The sequence below is a fragment of the Streptomyces sp. cmx-18-6 genome (genome assembly GCF_046548915.1).
Taxonomy (GTDB): Bacteria; Actinomycetota; Actinomycetes; order Streptomycetales; family Streptomycetaceae; genus Streptomyces.
The window spans coordinates 36,169-52,403 of record NZ_JAEBEP010000001.1 but is presented as its reverse complement, the minus strand read 5'-3'; the positions used below and the strand labels follow the sequence as shown (position 1 = coordinate 52,403).

The window sequence follows — 16,235 nt, the reverse complement described above, 5'->3', positions numbered from 1 at the left end:
GAGGGTCCTCATGACCGGTGGATGATGGAGGTCATGACAAAACGGACACGTGTTCCGCCCTCTCCAACGCTCGGCGATCGCCAGTAGTGCCCGTCGTCCGGGTCCGCCACGTCGTAGACTTCCACGCTGTCCCCCCGTCCGTCATCGCCCGACTTCCCGGAGGCCCGACGCCGTGACCAAGCCGCCCTTCACGCACCTGCACGTGCACACCCAGTACTCGCTGCTGGACGGTGCGGCGCGGCTCAAGGACATGTTCGAGGCGTGCAACGAGATGGGCATGTCGCACATCGCGATGACCGACCACGGCAACCTCCACGGGGCCTACGACTTCTTCCACTCGGCGACCAAGGCCGGCGTCACGCCGATCATCGGCATCGAGGCGTACGTGGCCCCCGAGTCGCGCAAACACAAGCGGAAGGTGCAGTGGGGACAGCCGCACCAGAAGCGCGACGACGTGTCCGGATCCGGTGGTTACACCCACAAGACGATCTGGGCGTCCAACAAGACCGGGCTGCACAACCTCTTCCGGCTCTCCTCGGACGCGTACGCCGAGGGCTGGCTCCAGAAGTGGCCCCGGATGGACAAGGAGACCATCTCCCAGTGGTCCGAGGGCCTGATCGCGTCCACCGGCTGCCCCTCGGGCGAGGTGCAGACCCGGCTGCGGCTCGGCCAGTTCGACGAGGCGGTGCAGGCGGCCTCCGACTACAAGGACATCTTCGGCGCGGACAAGTACTTCCTGGAGCTGATGGACCACGGCATCGAGATCGAGCGCCGGGTCCGTGACGGGCTCCTGGAGATCGGCCGGAAGCTGGACATCCCGCCGCTCGTGACGAACGACTCCCACTACACGTACGCCAACGAGGCCACCGCCCACGACGCCCTCCTGTGCATCCAGACCGGCAAGAACCTCTCCGACCCGGACCGCTTCCGCTTCGACGGCACCGGCTACTACCTGAAGACGACGGACGAGATGTACGCCGTCGACTCATCCGACGCCTGGCAGCAGGGCTGCGCCAACACCCTCCTGGTCGCCCAGCAGATCGACACCGCCGGCATGTTCGAGGCGAAGAACCTCATGCCGAAGTTCGAGATCCCGGACGGCTTCACGGAGGTCACCTGGTTCCAGGAGGAGGTCCGGGTCGGCATGCAGCGCCGCTTCCCGGCCGGGGTGCCCGAGGACCGGCAGAAGCAGGTCGAGTACGAGATGGACATCATCATCCAGATGGGGTTCCCCGGGTACTTCCTGGTCGTCGCCGACTTCATCATGTGGGCCAAGAACAACGGCATCGCGGTGGGCCCCGGCCGCGGTTCGGCGGCCGGCTCGATCGTGTCGTACGCGATGGGCATCACCGACCTCGACCCGATCGAGCACGGGCTGATCTTCGAGCGCTTCCTCAACCCCGAGCGCGTCTCCATGCCCGACGTCGACATCGACTTCGACGAGCGCCGGCGCGTCGAGGTGATCCGGTACGTCACCGAGAAGTACGGGGCCGACAAGGTCGCCATGATCGGCACCTACGGCAAGATCAAGGCGAAGAACGCCATCAAGGACTCGGCCCGCGTGCTGGGCTACCCGTACGCCATGGGCGACCGCCTCACCAAGGCGATGCCCGCCGACGTCCTCGGCAAGGGCATCGACCTCAACGGCATCACCGACCCCAAGCACCCGCGCTACAGCGAGGCGGGCGAGATCCGGGGGATGTACGAGAGCGAGCCGGACGTCAAGAAGGTCATCGACACCGCGAAGGGCGTCGAGGGCCTGGTCCGGCAGATGGGCGTGCACGCCGCCGGCGTCATCATGTCCAGCGAGCCGATCGTCGACCACGCACCGGTCTGGGTCCGGCACACCGACGGCGTCACCATCACGCAGTGGGACTACCCGCAGTGCGAGTCGCTCGGCCTGCTGAAGATGGACTTCCTCGGCCTGCGCAACCTGACGATCATGGACGACGCCATCAAGATGGTGAAGTCCAACAAGGGCATCGACCTGGAGATGCTCTCCCTGCCGCTGGACGACCCCAAGACGTACGAACTGCTCTGCCGCGGCGACACGCTCGGCGTCTTCCAGTTCGACGGCGGGCCCATGCGCTCCCTGCTGCGCCAGATGCAGCCCGACAACTTCGAGGACATCTCCGCCGTCTCGGCCCTCTACCGGCCGGGCCCGATGGGCATGAACTCGCACACGAACTACGCGGAGCGCAAGAACGGCCGCCAGGAGATCACCCCGATCCACCCGGAGCTGGAGGAGCCCCTCAAGGAGGTCCTCGGCCTCACCTACGGCCTGATCGTCTACCAGGAGCAGGTCCAGAAGGCCGCCCAGATCGTCGCCGGGTACTCGCTCGGCGAGGCCGACATCCTGCGCCGCGTGATGGGCAAGAAGAAGCCCGAGGAGTTGGCGAAGAACTTCGTCCTCTTCGAGGCGGGAGCCAAGAAGAAGGGCTTCTCCGACGCGGCGATCAAGGCGCTGTGGGACGTCCTGGTGCCGTTCGCCGGGTACGCGTTCAACAAGGCGCACTCCTCGGCGTACGGCCTGGTCACCTACTGGACGGCCTACCTCAAGGCGAACTACCCCGCCGAGTACATGGCCGCCCTGCTGACCTCGGTCAAGGACGACAAGGACAAGTCCGCGGTCTACCTCAACGAGTGCCGCCGCATGCGCATCAAGGTGCTCCCGCCGAACGTCAACGAGTCGCTGTCCAACTTCGCCGCCCAGGGCGACGACGTGATCCTCTTCGGCCTGACCGCCATCCGCAACGTCGGCCAGAACGTCGTGGACTCGATCATCCGCTCCCGCAAGGCCAAGGGGAAGTACAGCACCTTCCCCGACTTCCTCGACAAGGTCGAGGCGGTCGTCTGCAACAAGCGCACCGTCGAATCGCTGATCAAGGCCGGCGCGTTCGACGAGATGGGCCACACCCGCAAGGGCCTCGTCGCCCACCACGAGCCGATGATCGACAACGTGGTGCAGGTCAAGCGCAAGGAGGCCGAGGGGCAGTTCGACCTCTTCGGCGGCGGCGAGGAGGAGAGCGGCGAGCCGGGCTTCGGGCTCGACGTGGAGTTCTCCGACGTCGAGTGGGAGAAGTCCTACCTGCTCGCCCAGGAGCGGGAGATGCTCGGCCTGTACGTCTCCGACCACCCGCTCTTCGGTCTGGAGCACGTGCTGTCGGACAAGGCCGACTCCTCGATCTCCCAGCTCATGGGCGGGGACTACGGGGACGGCGCGATCGTCACCGTGGGCGGCATCATCTCCGGCCTCCAGCGCAAGATGACCAAGCAGGGCAACGCCTGGGCCATCGCCACCGTGGAGGACCTGGCCGGCTCCATCGAATGCATGTTCTTCCCCGCCACCTACCAGCTGGTCTCCACCCAGCTCGTCGAGGACACCGTCGTCTTCGTCAAGGGACGGCTCGACAAGCGCGAGGACGTGCCCCGGCTGGTCGCCATGGAGATGCAGGTCCCCGACATCTCCAACGCCGGGATCAACGCGCCGGTCATCCTCACCATCCCCACCGTGAAGATCACCCCGCCCATGGTCACCCGGCTCGGCGAGGTGCTCAGCCACCACCGGGGCGACACCGAGGTGCGCATCAGGCTCCAGGGCCCCCGCAACACCACGGTCCTGCGGCTCGACCGGCACCGGGTCAAGGCCGACTCGGCCCTCTTCGGCGACCTCAAGGTGCTGCTCGGACCGTCCTGCCTGGCCGGCTGAGCCCGGAGACACGACGAGAGGGGCGTCCCGCACCGTGCGGGACGCCCCTCTCGTGCATGACCGCGAGCGGCCGACGCGTCAGTTGTGACCGAAGCGCCGCTGGTGCTTGCGCGCCACGTCGGAGGGGCTGCCCTGAGCCTGCGGCTGGGACTGGGCCTGCGACTCGTACGCCGTCGACTTCGCCTGCTCGGCACTACGCTCCGACGCGGACGCGCGATCGTGCTGGCTGCCCTGCTTGCGGTTCTTGTTCTTGGCCATGGTGAATGCCTCCTGTGGGGAATCCTGGGGGGCCAGGACCGTTGTCAGACTCACATAGCGCCGCAAACCGTGCATGTTGGATCATTACGGTGCGTAGTGGTATCCGCAGTGGCCGCTCCGCCGTCGCCTGCCCCAGACCTTTTCCGGCCCTTTCCCGATTCGCCACGCCGATGATCGAGTTCCGGCCGCTAACCCCTGCGCGGTCGGGCAGACTCGAAGGAAACCCTGGGTAAGCGGACCCACTCATCGAGGGGCGGGCCGCTGAACCGTTCCCGAATTCCTGGAAGAGGGTGGAGCGCGTGGACCGTTGCGTCGTCCTGGTGGACGCCGGCTACTTGCTGGGCGCAGCCGCGAGTCTGCTGGCCGGAGAGCCCGCACGTTCCCGCATCACCGTCGACCACGCCGCCCTCATCCTGGGGCTGCGCGAGCGGGCCGAAGCCGATACGCAGCAGCCGCTGCTGCGGATCTACTGGTTCGACGGCGCCCCCGACCGGGTGCCCCAGCCCGAGCACCGCAGGCTCCGCGTGATGCCCCGCGTGACCGTACGGCTGGGAGCCCTGACCCGCAGCGACGGACGCTGGGCGCAGAAGGGCGTGGACGCCGCCATGCACGCCGAACTCACCGAACTGGCCAGGAACCGGGCCTGTTCCGACGTGGTCCTGGTGACCGGCGACGGCGATCTGCTGCCGGGCCTGATGTCCGCCAAGGAGCACGGGGTCGCCGTCCACCTCTGGGCCGTCCAGGCCGCGGACGGCGACTACAACCAGTCCGAGGACCTGGTCGCGGAGGCGGACGAGCGGCGGGTGCTCGACCGGGCCTGGATCACCAAGGCCGTCCGCGCCAAGGACACCGGCGGCAACTGCCCCCCGCCGCCCGCCCCGCGCCCCGAGATCGCCGCCATCCTCTCCGCGCCGCTGCCGGAGGCCGCCCTCGCCGCCTCCGCCGAGCGGGCCTCCGAGGCGGCGCAGGCAGCCCAGGCCGCAGCCGCCCGCAACGGACCCGCGGCGCACGCCGAGCCCGGCCCCTCCGAGCCCGCACCCGCCCCCGGCCACAAGGGCGTCCCCACCCCCAAGGACCTCGCCGCACTCCGCGCCCACAGCACCCACCCCGACCGGTCGGCCGCCCAGGCAGCGCCCCCCGCCAACGCCACCCTGCGCTGGTCCTCCGACAAGGGCTGGGTCGAGCGCGGCGGCCCCCTCGGCGAACCGGCCGAGACCGCGTCCCTGCCCACCCTCGCCCAGCTCACCAGCGCCGAACAGCGCTGGGCCGACCGGGAGGAGGACATCACCACGGTCGGCGGCGACCCCTTCGAGGTGGGCCAGGTCTTCGCCCGGCGCTGGATGGAACGCCTCCCGGAAACCGTCCACCTGCAAAAGCTGTCCACCATGTACCCCCGCATCCCGCACCGCATCGACGGCGAACTCCTCCGGTACGCGGCCCGCTTCGGGCTGCTGGCCCACAAGGACGACCAGATCGACGAACACGACCGGTACGCGATCCGGGCCGGGTTCTGGCGCGAGATCGACGTGCGGGCGGCGGCCGAACACGTGCCCGCCGGGGAGTAGGCGCGTACGCGGGGTGCGAGCGGGCGCGTACGCGGGCTCCGCGACGCGTGGCGGCCCCGGGCGCGAACCGGGGCATGTGACCCCGTACCCTCGTACCTCGTGAGTACGGGCACAGCACAGGCGCAGAGCGACACCGGCACCGTGTGCGCGGTGCGCGACCTCGTCAAGACCTACCCCGCCGTCCGGGGCCGTCGCGGCGCACCCGCCACCCCCGAGGTGCGCGCCACCGACCGGATCAGCCTCGACGTCGAGCGCGGGGAGATCTTCGGCCTGCTCGGCCCCAACGGCGCCGGCAAGTCCACCCTGGTCCGCCAGCTCACCGGCCTGATGCGCCCCGACTCCGGCTCCGTCGAGGTCCTGGGCCACGACCTCGTACGCCACCCCGAGCGGGCCTCCCGGCTGATCGGCTACCTCGGGCAGCAGTCCACCGCGCTCGACGAACTCACCGTCTCCCTCGCCGCGGAGACCACCGGACGACTGCGCGGCCTCACCGTGCGCGAGGCCCGCGCCGAACGGGACGCCGTCCTGGAGGAGCTCGGCCTCACCGAGCTCGCCGGACGGCCCCTGAAGAAGCTCTCCGGCGGTCAGCGCCGGCTCGCCTGCTTCGCCGCCACCCTCGTCGGCGACCGGCCCGTGCTGGTCCTGGACGAGCCCACGACCGGCATGGACCCCGTCGCCCGCCGGGCCGTCTGGGCCGCCGTCGACCGCCGCCGCGCCGAGCGCGGGGCCACCGTCCTGCTGGTCACCCACAACGTCATCGAGGCCGAGACCGTCCTCGACCGGGTCGCCGTCCTGGAACGCGGCCGGGTCATCGCCTGCGACACCCCCTCCGGACTCAAGGAGAAGGTCGCCGGAGAGGTCCGCGTCGAGCTGATGTGGCGTGAGCGGGCCCCGCTGGACGTCCCGGAGGTCGCGGCCCTGCGCCCCTCCGCCCAGGAGTCCGGGCGGCGCTGGGTGCTGCGGCTCAGCCCCGACGAGGCCCGGGCCGCGGTCGCCGCGGTCACGGGCGGCGCGGCCTTCGCCGCGCTCGACGATTTCACCCTGGCCACACCCAGCCTGGAAGATGTGTACCTGGCGCTCGGGGGAGACGCGGCCAATGCGACCAAAGGGCTGGTGAAGGCGTGAGGATCCACCGACGCGGGACGCGGGCGTCAAAGGCGTTGAACGCCGCGCGGACGCGGTACGTAGGGGTGGGCGCGGTGCATGGACCGGACGGGTGTAAGGGGAGCGGCCTCAGGTGACGAGCATCATTCCGGCCAGGACCGCACCCTCGCGCGTCCGGCCCCTGACCCGCCCCGCCGGTTCCGGCTCCGCCGCGCGGACCGTGCCCGCCCCCCTCGCGCCGCGCGCCCGGCTGCTGCCCTCGCTGGCCGCCGTCTACCGGGCCCAGCTCTCCCGGGCGCGGGTCGCCCGGATCCCGCTGCTGTTCGTGGCGACCTTCCAGTCCGTCGGGATCATGGTCCTGATGCGGGGCGTCGTCGACGGCGGGGCCGAGGCGCGGGCGGTGGTCGCCGGCTCCAGCGTGCTGGTCGTGGCGTTCGTCGCGCTCAACCTGCTCGCCCAGTACTTCGGCCAGCTGCGGGCCGGCGGCGGGCTCGACCACTACGCCACGCTGCCGGTGCCGCCCGCAGCGGTGGTGCTCGGGGCGGCGGCCGCGTACGCCTCGTTCACCGTGCCCGGCACGATCTTCACGGCGATCACCGGGAGCGTGCTGTTCCAGCTCCCGATGACCCATCTGTGGGTCCTGGTCGCCGTCATCCCGCTCTCCGGCGCGGCCCTGGCGGGGCTCGGCGCGGCCCTCGGCCTGCTGGCCCCGCGCCAGGAGCTGGCCACCCTGCTGGGGCAGCTGGGGATGTCCGCCGCCCTGCTGCTCGGGGTGCTGCCGGCCGACCGGCTGCCGGAGCCGGTGGGGTGGGCGCGCGACCTGCTGCCTTCGACGTACGGGGTCGAGGCGCTGGCCCGCTCCTTCGACGCCGATCCGGACTGGGGCGTGATCGGCTTCTTCCTCGCGATCTGCGCGGTGGTGGGGGTGCTGTCGCTGGCGGTGGCGACGTGGGCGTACCGGCGGGCGGCCGTACGGTAGGCGGCGGCCCCCCCCGTGCGGCAGCCGGTGAGGCGTCGCACCGGGTGGCCTGGCACGATGGCACGGTGACCGCACCTCTGACGCCGCCCGACCGGCCGCACTCCGACGACCCGTGGCAGGCTCCGCCCTCGGGCTCCCACTCCGCGAAGTCGCCCGACGACCCGGACACGGCCACGGAGCTCCGTCAGGCCGCCCTGGTCGTCGTGTTCACGGCGCTCGCGGGCCTCGCGCTCGGGCTGCTGTGGCTGTGGCTCGCGCCCCGGGTTCCACTGGTCTCCGACGACACGGCCGTCTTCCTGAGGAACAGCGAGGGCGAAGAGGCGATCGGGGCGGACGGAACGTTTGTCCTGCTGGCGCTCGGGTTCGGCGCGGTGTCGGCGGCGGCCGTCTTCTGGCGGCTGCGGCGCGGGGGCGTCTTCGTGGTGGCGGGTCTCGCGCTGGGCGCGCTGCTGGGCTCCCTGATCGCGTGGCGCGTCGGCGTCTGGCTGGGACCGTCCTCCGACGTGGTGTCCCGGGCGCGGGAAGTGGGCCAGGGCGTGACGTTCGACGCGCCGCTGGAGCTGCGTGCGGTGTGGGTGGCGGTGCTGGTGTGGCCGTTCGCGGCGATGGCGGTGCATCTGCTGCTGACCGGGGCGTTCGGGCCTCGGGATCCGGAGCCGGATTGGGTGGGGGCGGGGTGGTCCACGTATTACGAGGGGGAGGGGGCGGTCGGTGCGGCTGGCGCGGCTGACGCGTCCGGTGCGGGTGGGCAGCCTGGCACGCCGCCCGAGGCGCCCAGGGCGTCCTAGGGGCGCCTGCGGCGCTGTTCCCCTACCCCGCCCCTTCCCGAAACCGGGGCTCCGCCCCGGACCCCGCTCCTCAAACGCCGGAGGGGCTGAAATGCCCGCCGGTCGTCTGGATTCTGGTGGGGCGGGGCAAATCAAGCCCGTCCGGCGATTGAGGACGTCTTTCCAGCCTCGCCGGCGTTTGAGGCGCGGGGGTTCGGGGGCAGCGCCCCCGGTAGCGCCTACGCGGCCCTCCCGATGTCCGCGAACACCGCCCCCGTCAGCCCCGCCAGATCCGTCGCCGCGAGCTCCACCTCCAGGCCCCGGCGGCCCGCCGAGACGCAGATCGTCGGGTGCGATCGCGCCGACGCGTCCAGCACCGTGCGCAGCCGCTTGCGCTGGCCCAGGGGCGAGATTCCGCCCCGGACGTAGCCCGTCGTGCGTTCCGCCGCCGCCGGGTCCGCCATGACGGCCCGTTTGCCGCCCACCGCGGACGCCAGGGCCTTGAGGTCCAGGGAGCCGGCCACCGGGACGACCGCGACCGTCAGTTCGCCGTCCACGTCCGCGACCAGGGTCTTGAAGACCCGGTCGGGGGAGACGCCCAGGGCCTCGGCGGCCTCCTCGCCGTAGGAGGGGGAGGCCGGGTCGTGGTCGTAGGCGTGGACCGTGAAGGGCGTGCCCGCCGCGGTCAGGGCGACCGTGGCCGGCGTGCCGCCCGGCTGCTTCTTCGGCTTCTTCGCCACCGGGGTGGAGTCCTCGTCAGTTGGGGTGGGTGGGGGCGCGGGTCAGGTCGGTGGCGGGGAGCGAGGGCAGGTGGCGGATGACCGCGGTCTCCCTGCGCAGCAGGGTCAGCTCCTCGCGCAGCCGGGTCGCGGTGTCCGGGGCCTGGAGCAGCCGCTGCTTCGTGGGGACGTCCAGGACCGTGGCCGCCGCGACCAGGTAGGAGACGACGGAGGGGTCGTCGGGGAGGTCGGAGCCCGTGGCGAGCGAGCGTTCGCTCGCTCCGGCCAGGCGCTTCTGGTAGGCGCGGAAGGCCCGCAGGACGCCCTCGGCCAGGGCTCCGGCCTCGTCGGCCTCGTCCTTCGCGGGGGGTTCCTCGGTCACCTCCTCGACCTCGGCGCTCAGATAGGGGCCGCTCGCGTCGACGGAGAGCAGCCTGACCCGGGTGGTGCCGGTGGCCAGGACCTCGAAGCTGCCGTCGGGGCGCTCGCGGATGGTCGCGGCGTCGGCCACGCAGCCCACCCGGTGGAAGGTCTGGACGGGGTCGGGGCCGAAGCCCCCGGCGGGGGCGCGCTCGGCGGGGGGTGCGGAGGCGACGGGGTCCGGCATGCCGGTGCCCGTCACGGCGGTCTCGCGGCCGTCGCGGATCGCGACCACGACGAAGCGGCGAGGTTCGTCCTCGTCGCTCTTCAGCAGCTCCCGCATCATGGCGCGATATCGCTCCTCGAAGACGTTGAGCGGCAGCACGAGGCCGGGGAACAGCACCGCGTTGAGCGGGAAAAGGGGAAGACGGGCGGTGGTCACAACGCTCAAGCGTAATGGCCGCGCGGCCGGCCGCGGTCGGCCCGGTTCCGTATCGGGGTCAGGGAGGCCGCCTGGAGCCGTGCGCCGTCCCGCGCGTCGAGGAAACGGCCCAGTGCGTCGTCGGAGACCGAGGACCACGGGAACGACGTGGCGTGCAGCCCGATCAGCGTGAACTGGTCCAGCGCCTCGGCCCAGCGGCCGCGGGCGAGGAGCACGTACGCGAGGAGGTTGCGGACCTCGGCGGGCCACGGGTCGCCGGGCCGGTAGGCGGCCGAGAGCCGGATGGCCGCGTCGGCCGCCGCGTCGATCCGCTCCTCCAGTACGGAGGTGCTGCGGGTCATCGCCTGGGGGTCCAGCAGCAGGGCGAAGGCCGCCCGCACCGGCAGGGCCTGCACCAGGGAGTCGGGCAGGGCGTCCTCGGCGGCCCGCTCGGCGAAGTCGAAGCACTCGCGGTGCGAGCCGTACCAGGCGGCGGAGAGGTAGCGCAGCGCCGCCACATGGCAGCCGTAGTGGTGCGCGGAGCGGCGTACCGCCTGCTCCCACAGCGCCTCGAAGGCGGTGTGCGTGGCGTGGGAGCCGCGGGCGTGGTCCAGCGCGAGCCGCCAGGGCACGGGGTCGAGCGGAGCCGCTTCGGCGGCGGCCGTGATCAGCGGGCCGACCTCCTTGAGCCGTTCCGCGCGGGCGGGCGACTCCCAGGCCCGGTGGACCGCGAGCTCCGCCTTGACCAGCAGGGCGTCCGGGTCGCGCGGGGCGGCGGCCAGCCAGTCGACGAGCCAGCCGTCCCGGTGGCGGGCGAAGGTCACGAGCCGGCCGAGATAGCGGTCCCGGTTCTCCCAGTCGGCGGCCTCCCGGGTGGCGGCGAGCAGCCGGGCGGCCGGTTCGTGGTCGCCCAGGGCGGCGGCCACCAGCGCCGGGGAGAGCCGCTCGTCGGGTGCGTCGAGCAGCACGGCGTCATCCGCGGACAGTCCGGCGGACAGCGGAGGGCTGTGCCGGATCATGCGGGCGGTACTGAGCAGAGCACGAAGGAAAGCCATGGTGCAGACCATTGAAAAGCGCTGGTGAGGGCCGCGCCAGAGCTGTGCTGTGAAGCTTCTGTGGCGAGTGAATGGGTTGTATCGGGGCAGGTCAAGAAAGAGCAAAGGAAAAAGCCGATGATGGCGTGAAATCGCCCCTCCGGTCAGGCCGTCCGGAGTGGTCCCTCCTTGTCCTCGAACCCCTGGACGTACCGGTGCGGAGGCATCCGCACCCGGTTCGAGCTGCCCTTTCGGTCAGCCCCTGCGCAGCAGCCGGGAGGCCCCGGCGGCCACCGTCGTGGCCAGAACCCACCCCACGAGCACCAGACCGGCCGCCGCCCACTGCCAACCGCCCTCCATCCGCCAGTAGCCGTCCTGCCCCAGGTTGATCACGGGGATGAGCAGGTCCAGCGCGTAGAGCGCGGGATTCCACAACGGGGACTCGTCGTTCTTGATCGACGCCGGCTCGTACTGCGAGAACGCCGCCGTGCCCGCCGCCCACAGCACCGCCATCCACACCGCCGCCCGCCCCGGCCGGTACCCGTACGCCACCGTCCAGTCCTGGAGGAAGCCCCACGCCTTCGCGGCGGGCGGCAGCGTCTCGCGGCGGCGGCGCTGCTTGGCCAGCAGCACCTCCCGCGCGTCCGAGTCCTCGCCGCAGCTGCGCATCACCGCGGCCAGCCGCTCGTACGGCTCGGGGACGTACTCCGGGGTCGCCGCCTGCACCCACTCCAGCCGCCGGGAGAGCGGGAAGTGGCCGTAGGGGACGAGGTTCTCGTACACGAAACCGCCCATCGCGAGGCCGCCGGGTCCCGGCCAGCTGGTGGACAGGTCGATCAGGGTCACCACCTTCGCGCCGTTCAGCACGACCCGGCCCTCCTCCGGGCGCTCCGCGTTGAACCGCAGCTCCGGCGTGACGATCCGGCGCAGCGACAGCTCCTCCTGCCGGGTCATCGTGAACCGGGCCTTGTGCAGGTCCACCGCGTCCCCGAACCGTCCGTCGTCGAGGCGCACCCCGCCCTGGCACTCGAAGATCTGCGACCGGGTCCCGCGCGCCGGGGTCGGCGCGTAGACCACGCCGTACGGGGGAGTGGTGCCCTGGTTCCCGGTGTCGACGCTCACCCACGCCTCGGTCATGTACAGCGTGCGCTCCACGGTCAGCTGCGGGGCGTTCAGCGCGCGCCGCCCGTCCCCGGCGCGCAGACGGCTGCCGCGCAGGCTCAGCGAACCGCCCACCTTCGCCCCGCGCAGGCTCAGCTCCCCGTGCGTCTCGACCATCTCGGCCTGGAGGTCCTGGGCGACCGCCATGCCGTCCCCGACGAAGGCCCGGCCGTGCCGGTCGGAGCCGACGCTGAGCTGGTTGATCAGCAGATCGGTGCCTATCTGCGCGTCGGTGAGCCGGATCCCCCGGTCGATCCGGCAGCGCGGCAGATGCAGATCGCCCTCCGTGTGCAGCCGGGCCGCCTCCAGCCGGGGCAGCAGGCAGCCCACCATCCGCAGCGTGGTGAAGTGGCACTCCGGCAGCACCACCTCCTGCTCGAAGCGGCAGCCCGTCAGCTCCACGTACGGAGCCACCCGGCCGCCCGCCAGGTCCAGCTTGCCGGTGATCCGCACCCCCCGGAGCTTGAGCGCGGCCACCCGGCCGGGTCTCGCCGGCGGCCCGCTCAGCAGCAGCCGCGCCAGCGTGCGCGCGCCGACGCTCCGCTCGGGCCCCCAGACGTGCGGGGCGAACGGGTCGTTGCGGGTCGAGTCGTAGGTCCGTAAGTCGTAGGTGGTCCCGTTGCGGAAGGACTGCCACATGCCCAGCTCCGCTGCGCTGAGGCCGTCCGGGATGTCACCGTCGTGCGGCTCGGTCACGGCCGCTCCCTCCGTGCACACTGCACACAAGTCGTAGTGCTGTTCTTCCCTCTGTGTGACGATGTGAAAGCTATCGGTCAGCAGTGACAGTCGGGCATGGCCGGGCGACGGCCGTGCGTGGACGCGCACGGCCGGGCCGGGATCCGGCGCCGGCCGCGTCATGTATCAGCCAGTGATACGGGCGACCGGCGGCGCTGAGCGGTCTGAGAGAATTGCGGTGTGATCTCTCGAATCGATCTGCGCGGTGACGCCCTCCCCGAGGGCGCCGCCCTGCGCGACCTGCTGCCCCGTGCCGAGTTCGACGTGGAAGCCGCCCTGGAGACGGTGCGGCCCATCTGCGAGGACGTACGCCATCGCGGCTCCGCGGCAGTGATCGACTGGGGGGAGAAGCTCGACGGTGTCCGGATCTCGTCGGTCCGGGTGCCCGCCGACGCCCTGACCCGGGCGCTGGACGAGCTGGACCCCGCCGTCCGCGCGGCCCTGGAGGAGTCGATCCGCCGCGCCCGCCTCGTCCACCGCGAGCAGCGCCGCACCACGCACACCACCCAGGTCGTCCCCGGCGGCACGGTCACCGAGAAGTGGGTCCCCGTCGAGCGCGTCGGGCTCTACGTCCCCGGCGGCCGCTCGGTCTACCCCTCCTCCGTCGTCATGAACGTCGTCCCCGCCCAGGAGGCGGGCGTCGAGGGCATCGCCGTGGCCTCCCCGCCGCAGAAGGACTTCGACGGCCTGCCGCACCCCACGATCCTCGCCGCCTGCGCCCTGCTCGGCGTGGACGAGGTGTACGCGGCGGGCGGCGCGCAGGCCGTCGCGATGTTCGCGTACGGCACCGAGGACTGCCTCCCGGTCAACCTGGTCACCGGCCCCGGCAACATCTACGTGGCCGCCGCCAAGCGCCTCCTGAAGGGCCGCATCGGCATCGACGCCGAGGCCGGGCCCACCGAGATCGCGATCCTCGCGGACGCCACCGCCGACCCGGTGCACGTCGCCGCCGACCTGATCAGCCAGGCCGAGCACGACCCGATGGCCGCCGCCGTCCTGGTCACCGACTCCGAGGAGCTGGCCGCCGCGACGGAGGCCGAGCTGACCCCGCAGGTCGCCGCCTCCAAGCACGTCGAGGACCGCATCGCGCCCGCCCTCGCCGGCCGCCAGTCCGCGATCGTCCTGGTCTCCGGCATCGAGGACGGCCTCAAGGTCGTCGACGCGTACGGGGCCGAGCACCTGGAGATCCAGACCGCCGACGCCGCCGCCGTCGCCGACCGGGTCCGCAACGCCGGAGCGATCTTCGTCGGCCCCTGGTCGCCGGTCTCCCTCGGCGACTACTGCGCCGGCTCCAACCACGTCCTGCCCACCGGCGGCTGCGCCTGCCACTCCTCGGGCCTGTCGGTGCAGTCCTTCCTGCGCGGCATCCACATCGTCGACTACACCCGCGACGCCCTCGCCGAGGTCGCCCACCACGTCGTGACCCTCGCCGAGGCGGAGGACCTCCCCGCCCACGGCGCGGCCCTCAAGGCAAGGTTCGGCTGGAAGGTCCCGCAGCAGTGACGAACGGCAGCACCACCCCCCGCGACGCCGAGGCCGGCAACGGCGGGAACGAGCCCCGCAACCCCTGGGACGAGCTCCCCGTCCGCGACGAACTGCGCGGCCAGTCCCCGTACGGAGCCCCCCAGCTCGACGTCCCCGTACGCCTCAACACCAACGAGAACCCCTACCCGCTCCCCGAAGCCCTGGTCGACCGCATCGCCGAGCGGGTCCGCGAGGCCGCCCGCGGCCTCAACCGCTACCCCGACCGGGACGCCGTCGAGCTCCGCACGGAGCTGGCCCGCTACCTCACCCGGACCGCCGGGCACGAGGTGACAGCGGCCCACGTATGGGCCGCCAACGGCTCCAACGAGGTCCTCCAGCAACTGCTCCAGACCTTCGGCGGGCCCGGACGCACCGCGATCGGCTTCGAACCCTCGTACTCGATGCACGCCCTGATCTCCCGGGGCACCGGCACCGGCTGGATCTCCGGGCCGCGCAACGACGACTTCACCATCGACGTGGAGGCCGCCCGCGCCGCCATCGCCGAGCGGCGCCCCGAGGTCGTCTTCATCACCTCGCCCAACAACCCCACCGGCACCGCCGTGGACGCCGACACCGTCCTCGCCCTGTACGACGCCGCCCAGGCCGCCGGGCCCTCGATCGTCGTCGTCGACGAGGCGTACGGCGAGTTCAGCCACCACCCCTCGCTGCTCCCGCTGATCGAGGGCCGCCGCCACCTGGTCGTCTCGCGGACCATGTCCAAGGCGTTCGGCGCCGCCGGGCTGCGCCTGGGCTACCTCGCCGCCGACCCCGTCGTCGTCGACGCGGTGCAGCTGGTGCGGCTGCCGTACCACCTCTCCTCCGTCACCCAGGCCACCGCGCTCGCCGCCCTGGAGCACACCGATACGCTGCTGGGGTACGTCGCGCAGCTCAAGAGCGAGCGCGACCGGCTGGTGGCCGAGCTGCGCGCCACCGGCTACGAGGTCACCGAGTCGGACGCCAACTTCGTCCAGTTCGGCCGCTTCGACGACAGCCACGCCGTCTGGCGGCAGATCCTCGACCGGGGCGTCCTGGTCCGGGACAACGGCGTACCGGGATGGCTGCGGGTCACCGCGGGAACCCCGGCAGAGAACGACGCGTTCCTCGATGCGGTACGCGAACTCAAGAAGGAGCACGACGCATGAGCCCCCGCGTAGGCCGCGTGGAACGCACCACGAAGGAAACGTCCGTGCTCGTCGAGGTCAACCTCGACGGCACCGGAAAGGTCGATGTCGCCACCGGGGTCGGCTTCTACGACCACATGCTCGACCAGCTCGGCCGCCACGGCCTCTTCGACCTCACGGTCAAGACCGAGGGCGACCTGCACATCGACAGCCACCACACCATCGAGGACACCGCGCTCGCGCTCGGCGCGGCCTTCAAGCAGGCCCTCGGCGACAAGGTCGGCATCTACCGCTTCGGCAACTGCACCGTCCCGCTGGACGAGTCGCTCGCCCAGGTCACCGTCGACCTCTCCGGCCGCCCCTACCTCGTGCACACCGAGCCCGAGAAGATGGCGCCGATGATCGGCGAGTACGACACGACGATGACCCGGCACATCCTGGAGTCCTTCGTCGCCCAGGCGCAGATCGCCCTGCACGTCCACGTGCCGTACGGGCGCAACGCCCACCACATCGTCGAGTGCCAGTTCAAGGCGCTCGCCCGCGCCCTGCGGTACGCCTGTGAGCACGACCCGCGCGCCGCCGGCATCCTGCCCTCCACGAAGGGCGCCCTGTGACCGGCCTCAACACCATCCTGATCGTCGTCGGCCTCTTCCTGGCCGGCGGCGTCTACTCCTTCGCCAAGCAGGGGATGCCCAAGGGCGTCATCGTGCTGCTGTCGATCGGCTCCGTGATGTGCCTGGTGGCGGGCATCCTGCGGATCCAGGGCCTGTGGGACTGA

General features: G+C 71.8%; 14 protein-coding genes. 9 read left to right on the top strand and 5 right to left on the bottom strand.

All coding sequences use genetic code 11. The features are described 5' to 3' along the window. Positions 1–172: 172 nt before the first annotated feature. A complete protein-coding gene (gene dnaE, locus ACLJPL_RS00230) occupies positions 173–3,709 on the top strand; it encodes a DNA polymerase III subunit alpha (protein ID WP_411078574.1) in 3,537 nt (1,178 codons plus the stop codon). 78 nt (positions 3,710–3,787) lie between these two features. On the opposite strand, the gene ACLJPL_RS00225 is transcribed toward dnaE, so the two are convergent. Next, complete coding sequence (locus ACLJPL_RS00225; RefSeq protein ID WP_411078573.1) at positions 3,788–3,967, bottom strand: hypothetical protein; 180 nt, start codon at positions 3,965–3,967, stop codon at positions 3,788–3,790. Between the two features lie 290 nt (positions 3,968–4,257). Between ACLJPL_RS00225 and ACLJPL_RS00220 the strand changes: the two genes are divergently transcribed. The 4 genes from ACLJPL_RS00220 to ACLJPL_RS00205 all read left to right on the top strand — a co-directional run bounded on the left by ACLJPL_RS00220 (position 4,258) and on the right by ACLJPL_RS00205 (position 8,403). Further along, entirely contained in the window at positions 4,258–5,532 is a 1,275-nt protein-coding gene (locus ACLJPL_RS00220) for an NYN domain-containing protein (RefSeq protein WP_411078572.1), read from the top strand. Between the two features lie 141 nt (positions 5,533–5,673). After that, the gene (locus ACLJPL_RS00215; protein WP_411079417.1) at positions 5,674–6,657 is read left to right on the top strand and encodes an ABC transporter ATP-binding protein; all 984 of its coding nucleotides are present in this window, start codon (positions 5,674–5,676) and stop codon (positions 6,655–6,657) included. A gap of 112 nt (positions 6,658–6,769) precedes the next feature. Beyond that, positions 6,770–7,615 carry an ABC transporter permease gene (locus ACLJPL_RS00210; protein WP_411078571.1) on the top strand — a complete coding sequence of 282 codons (846 nt, stop codon included), beginning with the start codon at positions 6,770–6,772 and terminating at the stop codon, positions 7,613–7,615. 44 nt (positions 7,616–7,659) lie between these two features. Then, the gene (locus ACLJPL_RS00205) at positions 7,660–8,403 is read left to right on the top strand and encodes an ABC transporter permease (protein ID WP_411078570.1); all 744 of its coding nucleotides are present in this window, start codon (positions 7,660–7,662) and stop codon (positions 8,401–8,403) included. 218 nt (positions 8,404–8,621) lie between these two features. On the opposite strand, the gene ybaK is transcribed toward ACLJPL_RS00205, so the two are convergent. From ybaK to ACLJPL_RS00185, 4 genes are all read right to left on the bottom strand, one after another. Continuing rightward, positions 8,622–9,122: a Cys-tRNA(Pro) deacylase gene (gene ybaK, locus ACLJPL_RS00200; protein ID WP_411078569.1), complete on the bottom strand. Its 501-nt coding sequence runs from the start codon at positions 9,120–9,122 to the stop codon at positions 8,622–8,624. Between the two features lie 16 nt (positions 9,123–9,138). Next, positions 9,139–9,903: an LON peptidase substrate-binding domain-containing protein gene (locus ACLJPL_RS00195; protein WP_411078568.1), complete on the bottom strand. Its 765-nt coding sequence runs from the start codon at positions 9,901–9,903 to the stop codon at positions 9,139–9,141. 5 nt (positions 9,904–9,908) lie between these two features. Further along, the gene (locus ACLJPL_RS00190; RefSeq protein ID WP_411078567.1) at positions 9,909–10,949 is read right to left on the bottom strand and encodes a hypothetical protein; all 1,041 of its coding nucleotides are present in this window, start codon (positions 10,947–10,949) and stop codon (positions 9,909–9,911) included. Positions 10,950–11,171: 222 nt separating this feature from the next. Further along, positions 11,172–12,773: an oxidoreductase gene (locus ACLJPL_RS00185; RefSeq protein ID WP_411078566.1), complete on the bottom strand. Its 1,602-nt coding sequence runs from the start codon at positions 12,771–12,773 to the stop codon at positions 11,172–11,174. Positions 12,774–12,992: 219 nt separating this feature from the next. On the opposite strand from ACLJPL_RS00185, the gene hisD reads away from it, so the two are divergent. Genes hisD through ACLJPL_RS00165 form a run of 4 tightly spaced genes read left to right on the top strand, consistent with a single transcriptional unit; the run spans position 12,993 to position 16,235 of the window. Beyond that, the gene (gene hisD, locus ACLJPL_RS00180) at positions 12,993–14,315 is read left to right on the top strand and encodes a histidinol dehydrogenase (protein WP_411078565.1); all 1,323 of its coding nucleotides are present in this window, start codon (positions 12,993–12,995) and stop codon (positions 14,313–14,315) included. Beyond that, positions 14,312–15,478, top strand: a complete 1,167-nt coding sequence (locus ACLJPL_RS00175; protein WP_411078564.1) for a histidinol-phosphate transaminase — start codon at positions 14,312–14,314, stop codon at positions 15,476–15,478. The genes hisD and ACLJPL_RS00175 overlap by 4 nt, the downstream gene beginning before the upstream one ends. After that, positions 15,475–16,071, top strand: a complete 597-nt coding sequence (hisB, locus tag ACLJPL_RS00170) for an imidazoleglycerol-phosphate dehydratase HisB (RefSeq protein ID WP_411078563.1) — start codon at positions 15,475–15,477, stop codon at positions 16,069–16,071. The genes ACLJPL_RS00175 and hisB overlap by 4 nt, the downstream gene beginning before the upstream one ends. Next, positions 16,068–16,235: a hypothetical protein gene (locus ACLJPL_RS00165; protein WP_003969742.1), complete on the top strand. Its 168-nt coding sequence runs from the start codon at positions 16,068–16,070 to the stop codon at positions 16,233–16,235. The genes hisB and ACLJPL_RS00165 overlap by 4 nt, the downstream gene beginning before the upstream one ends.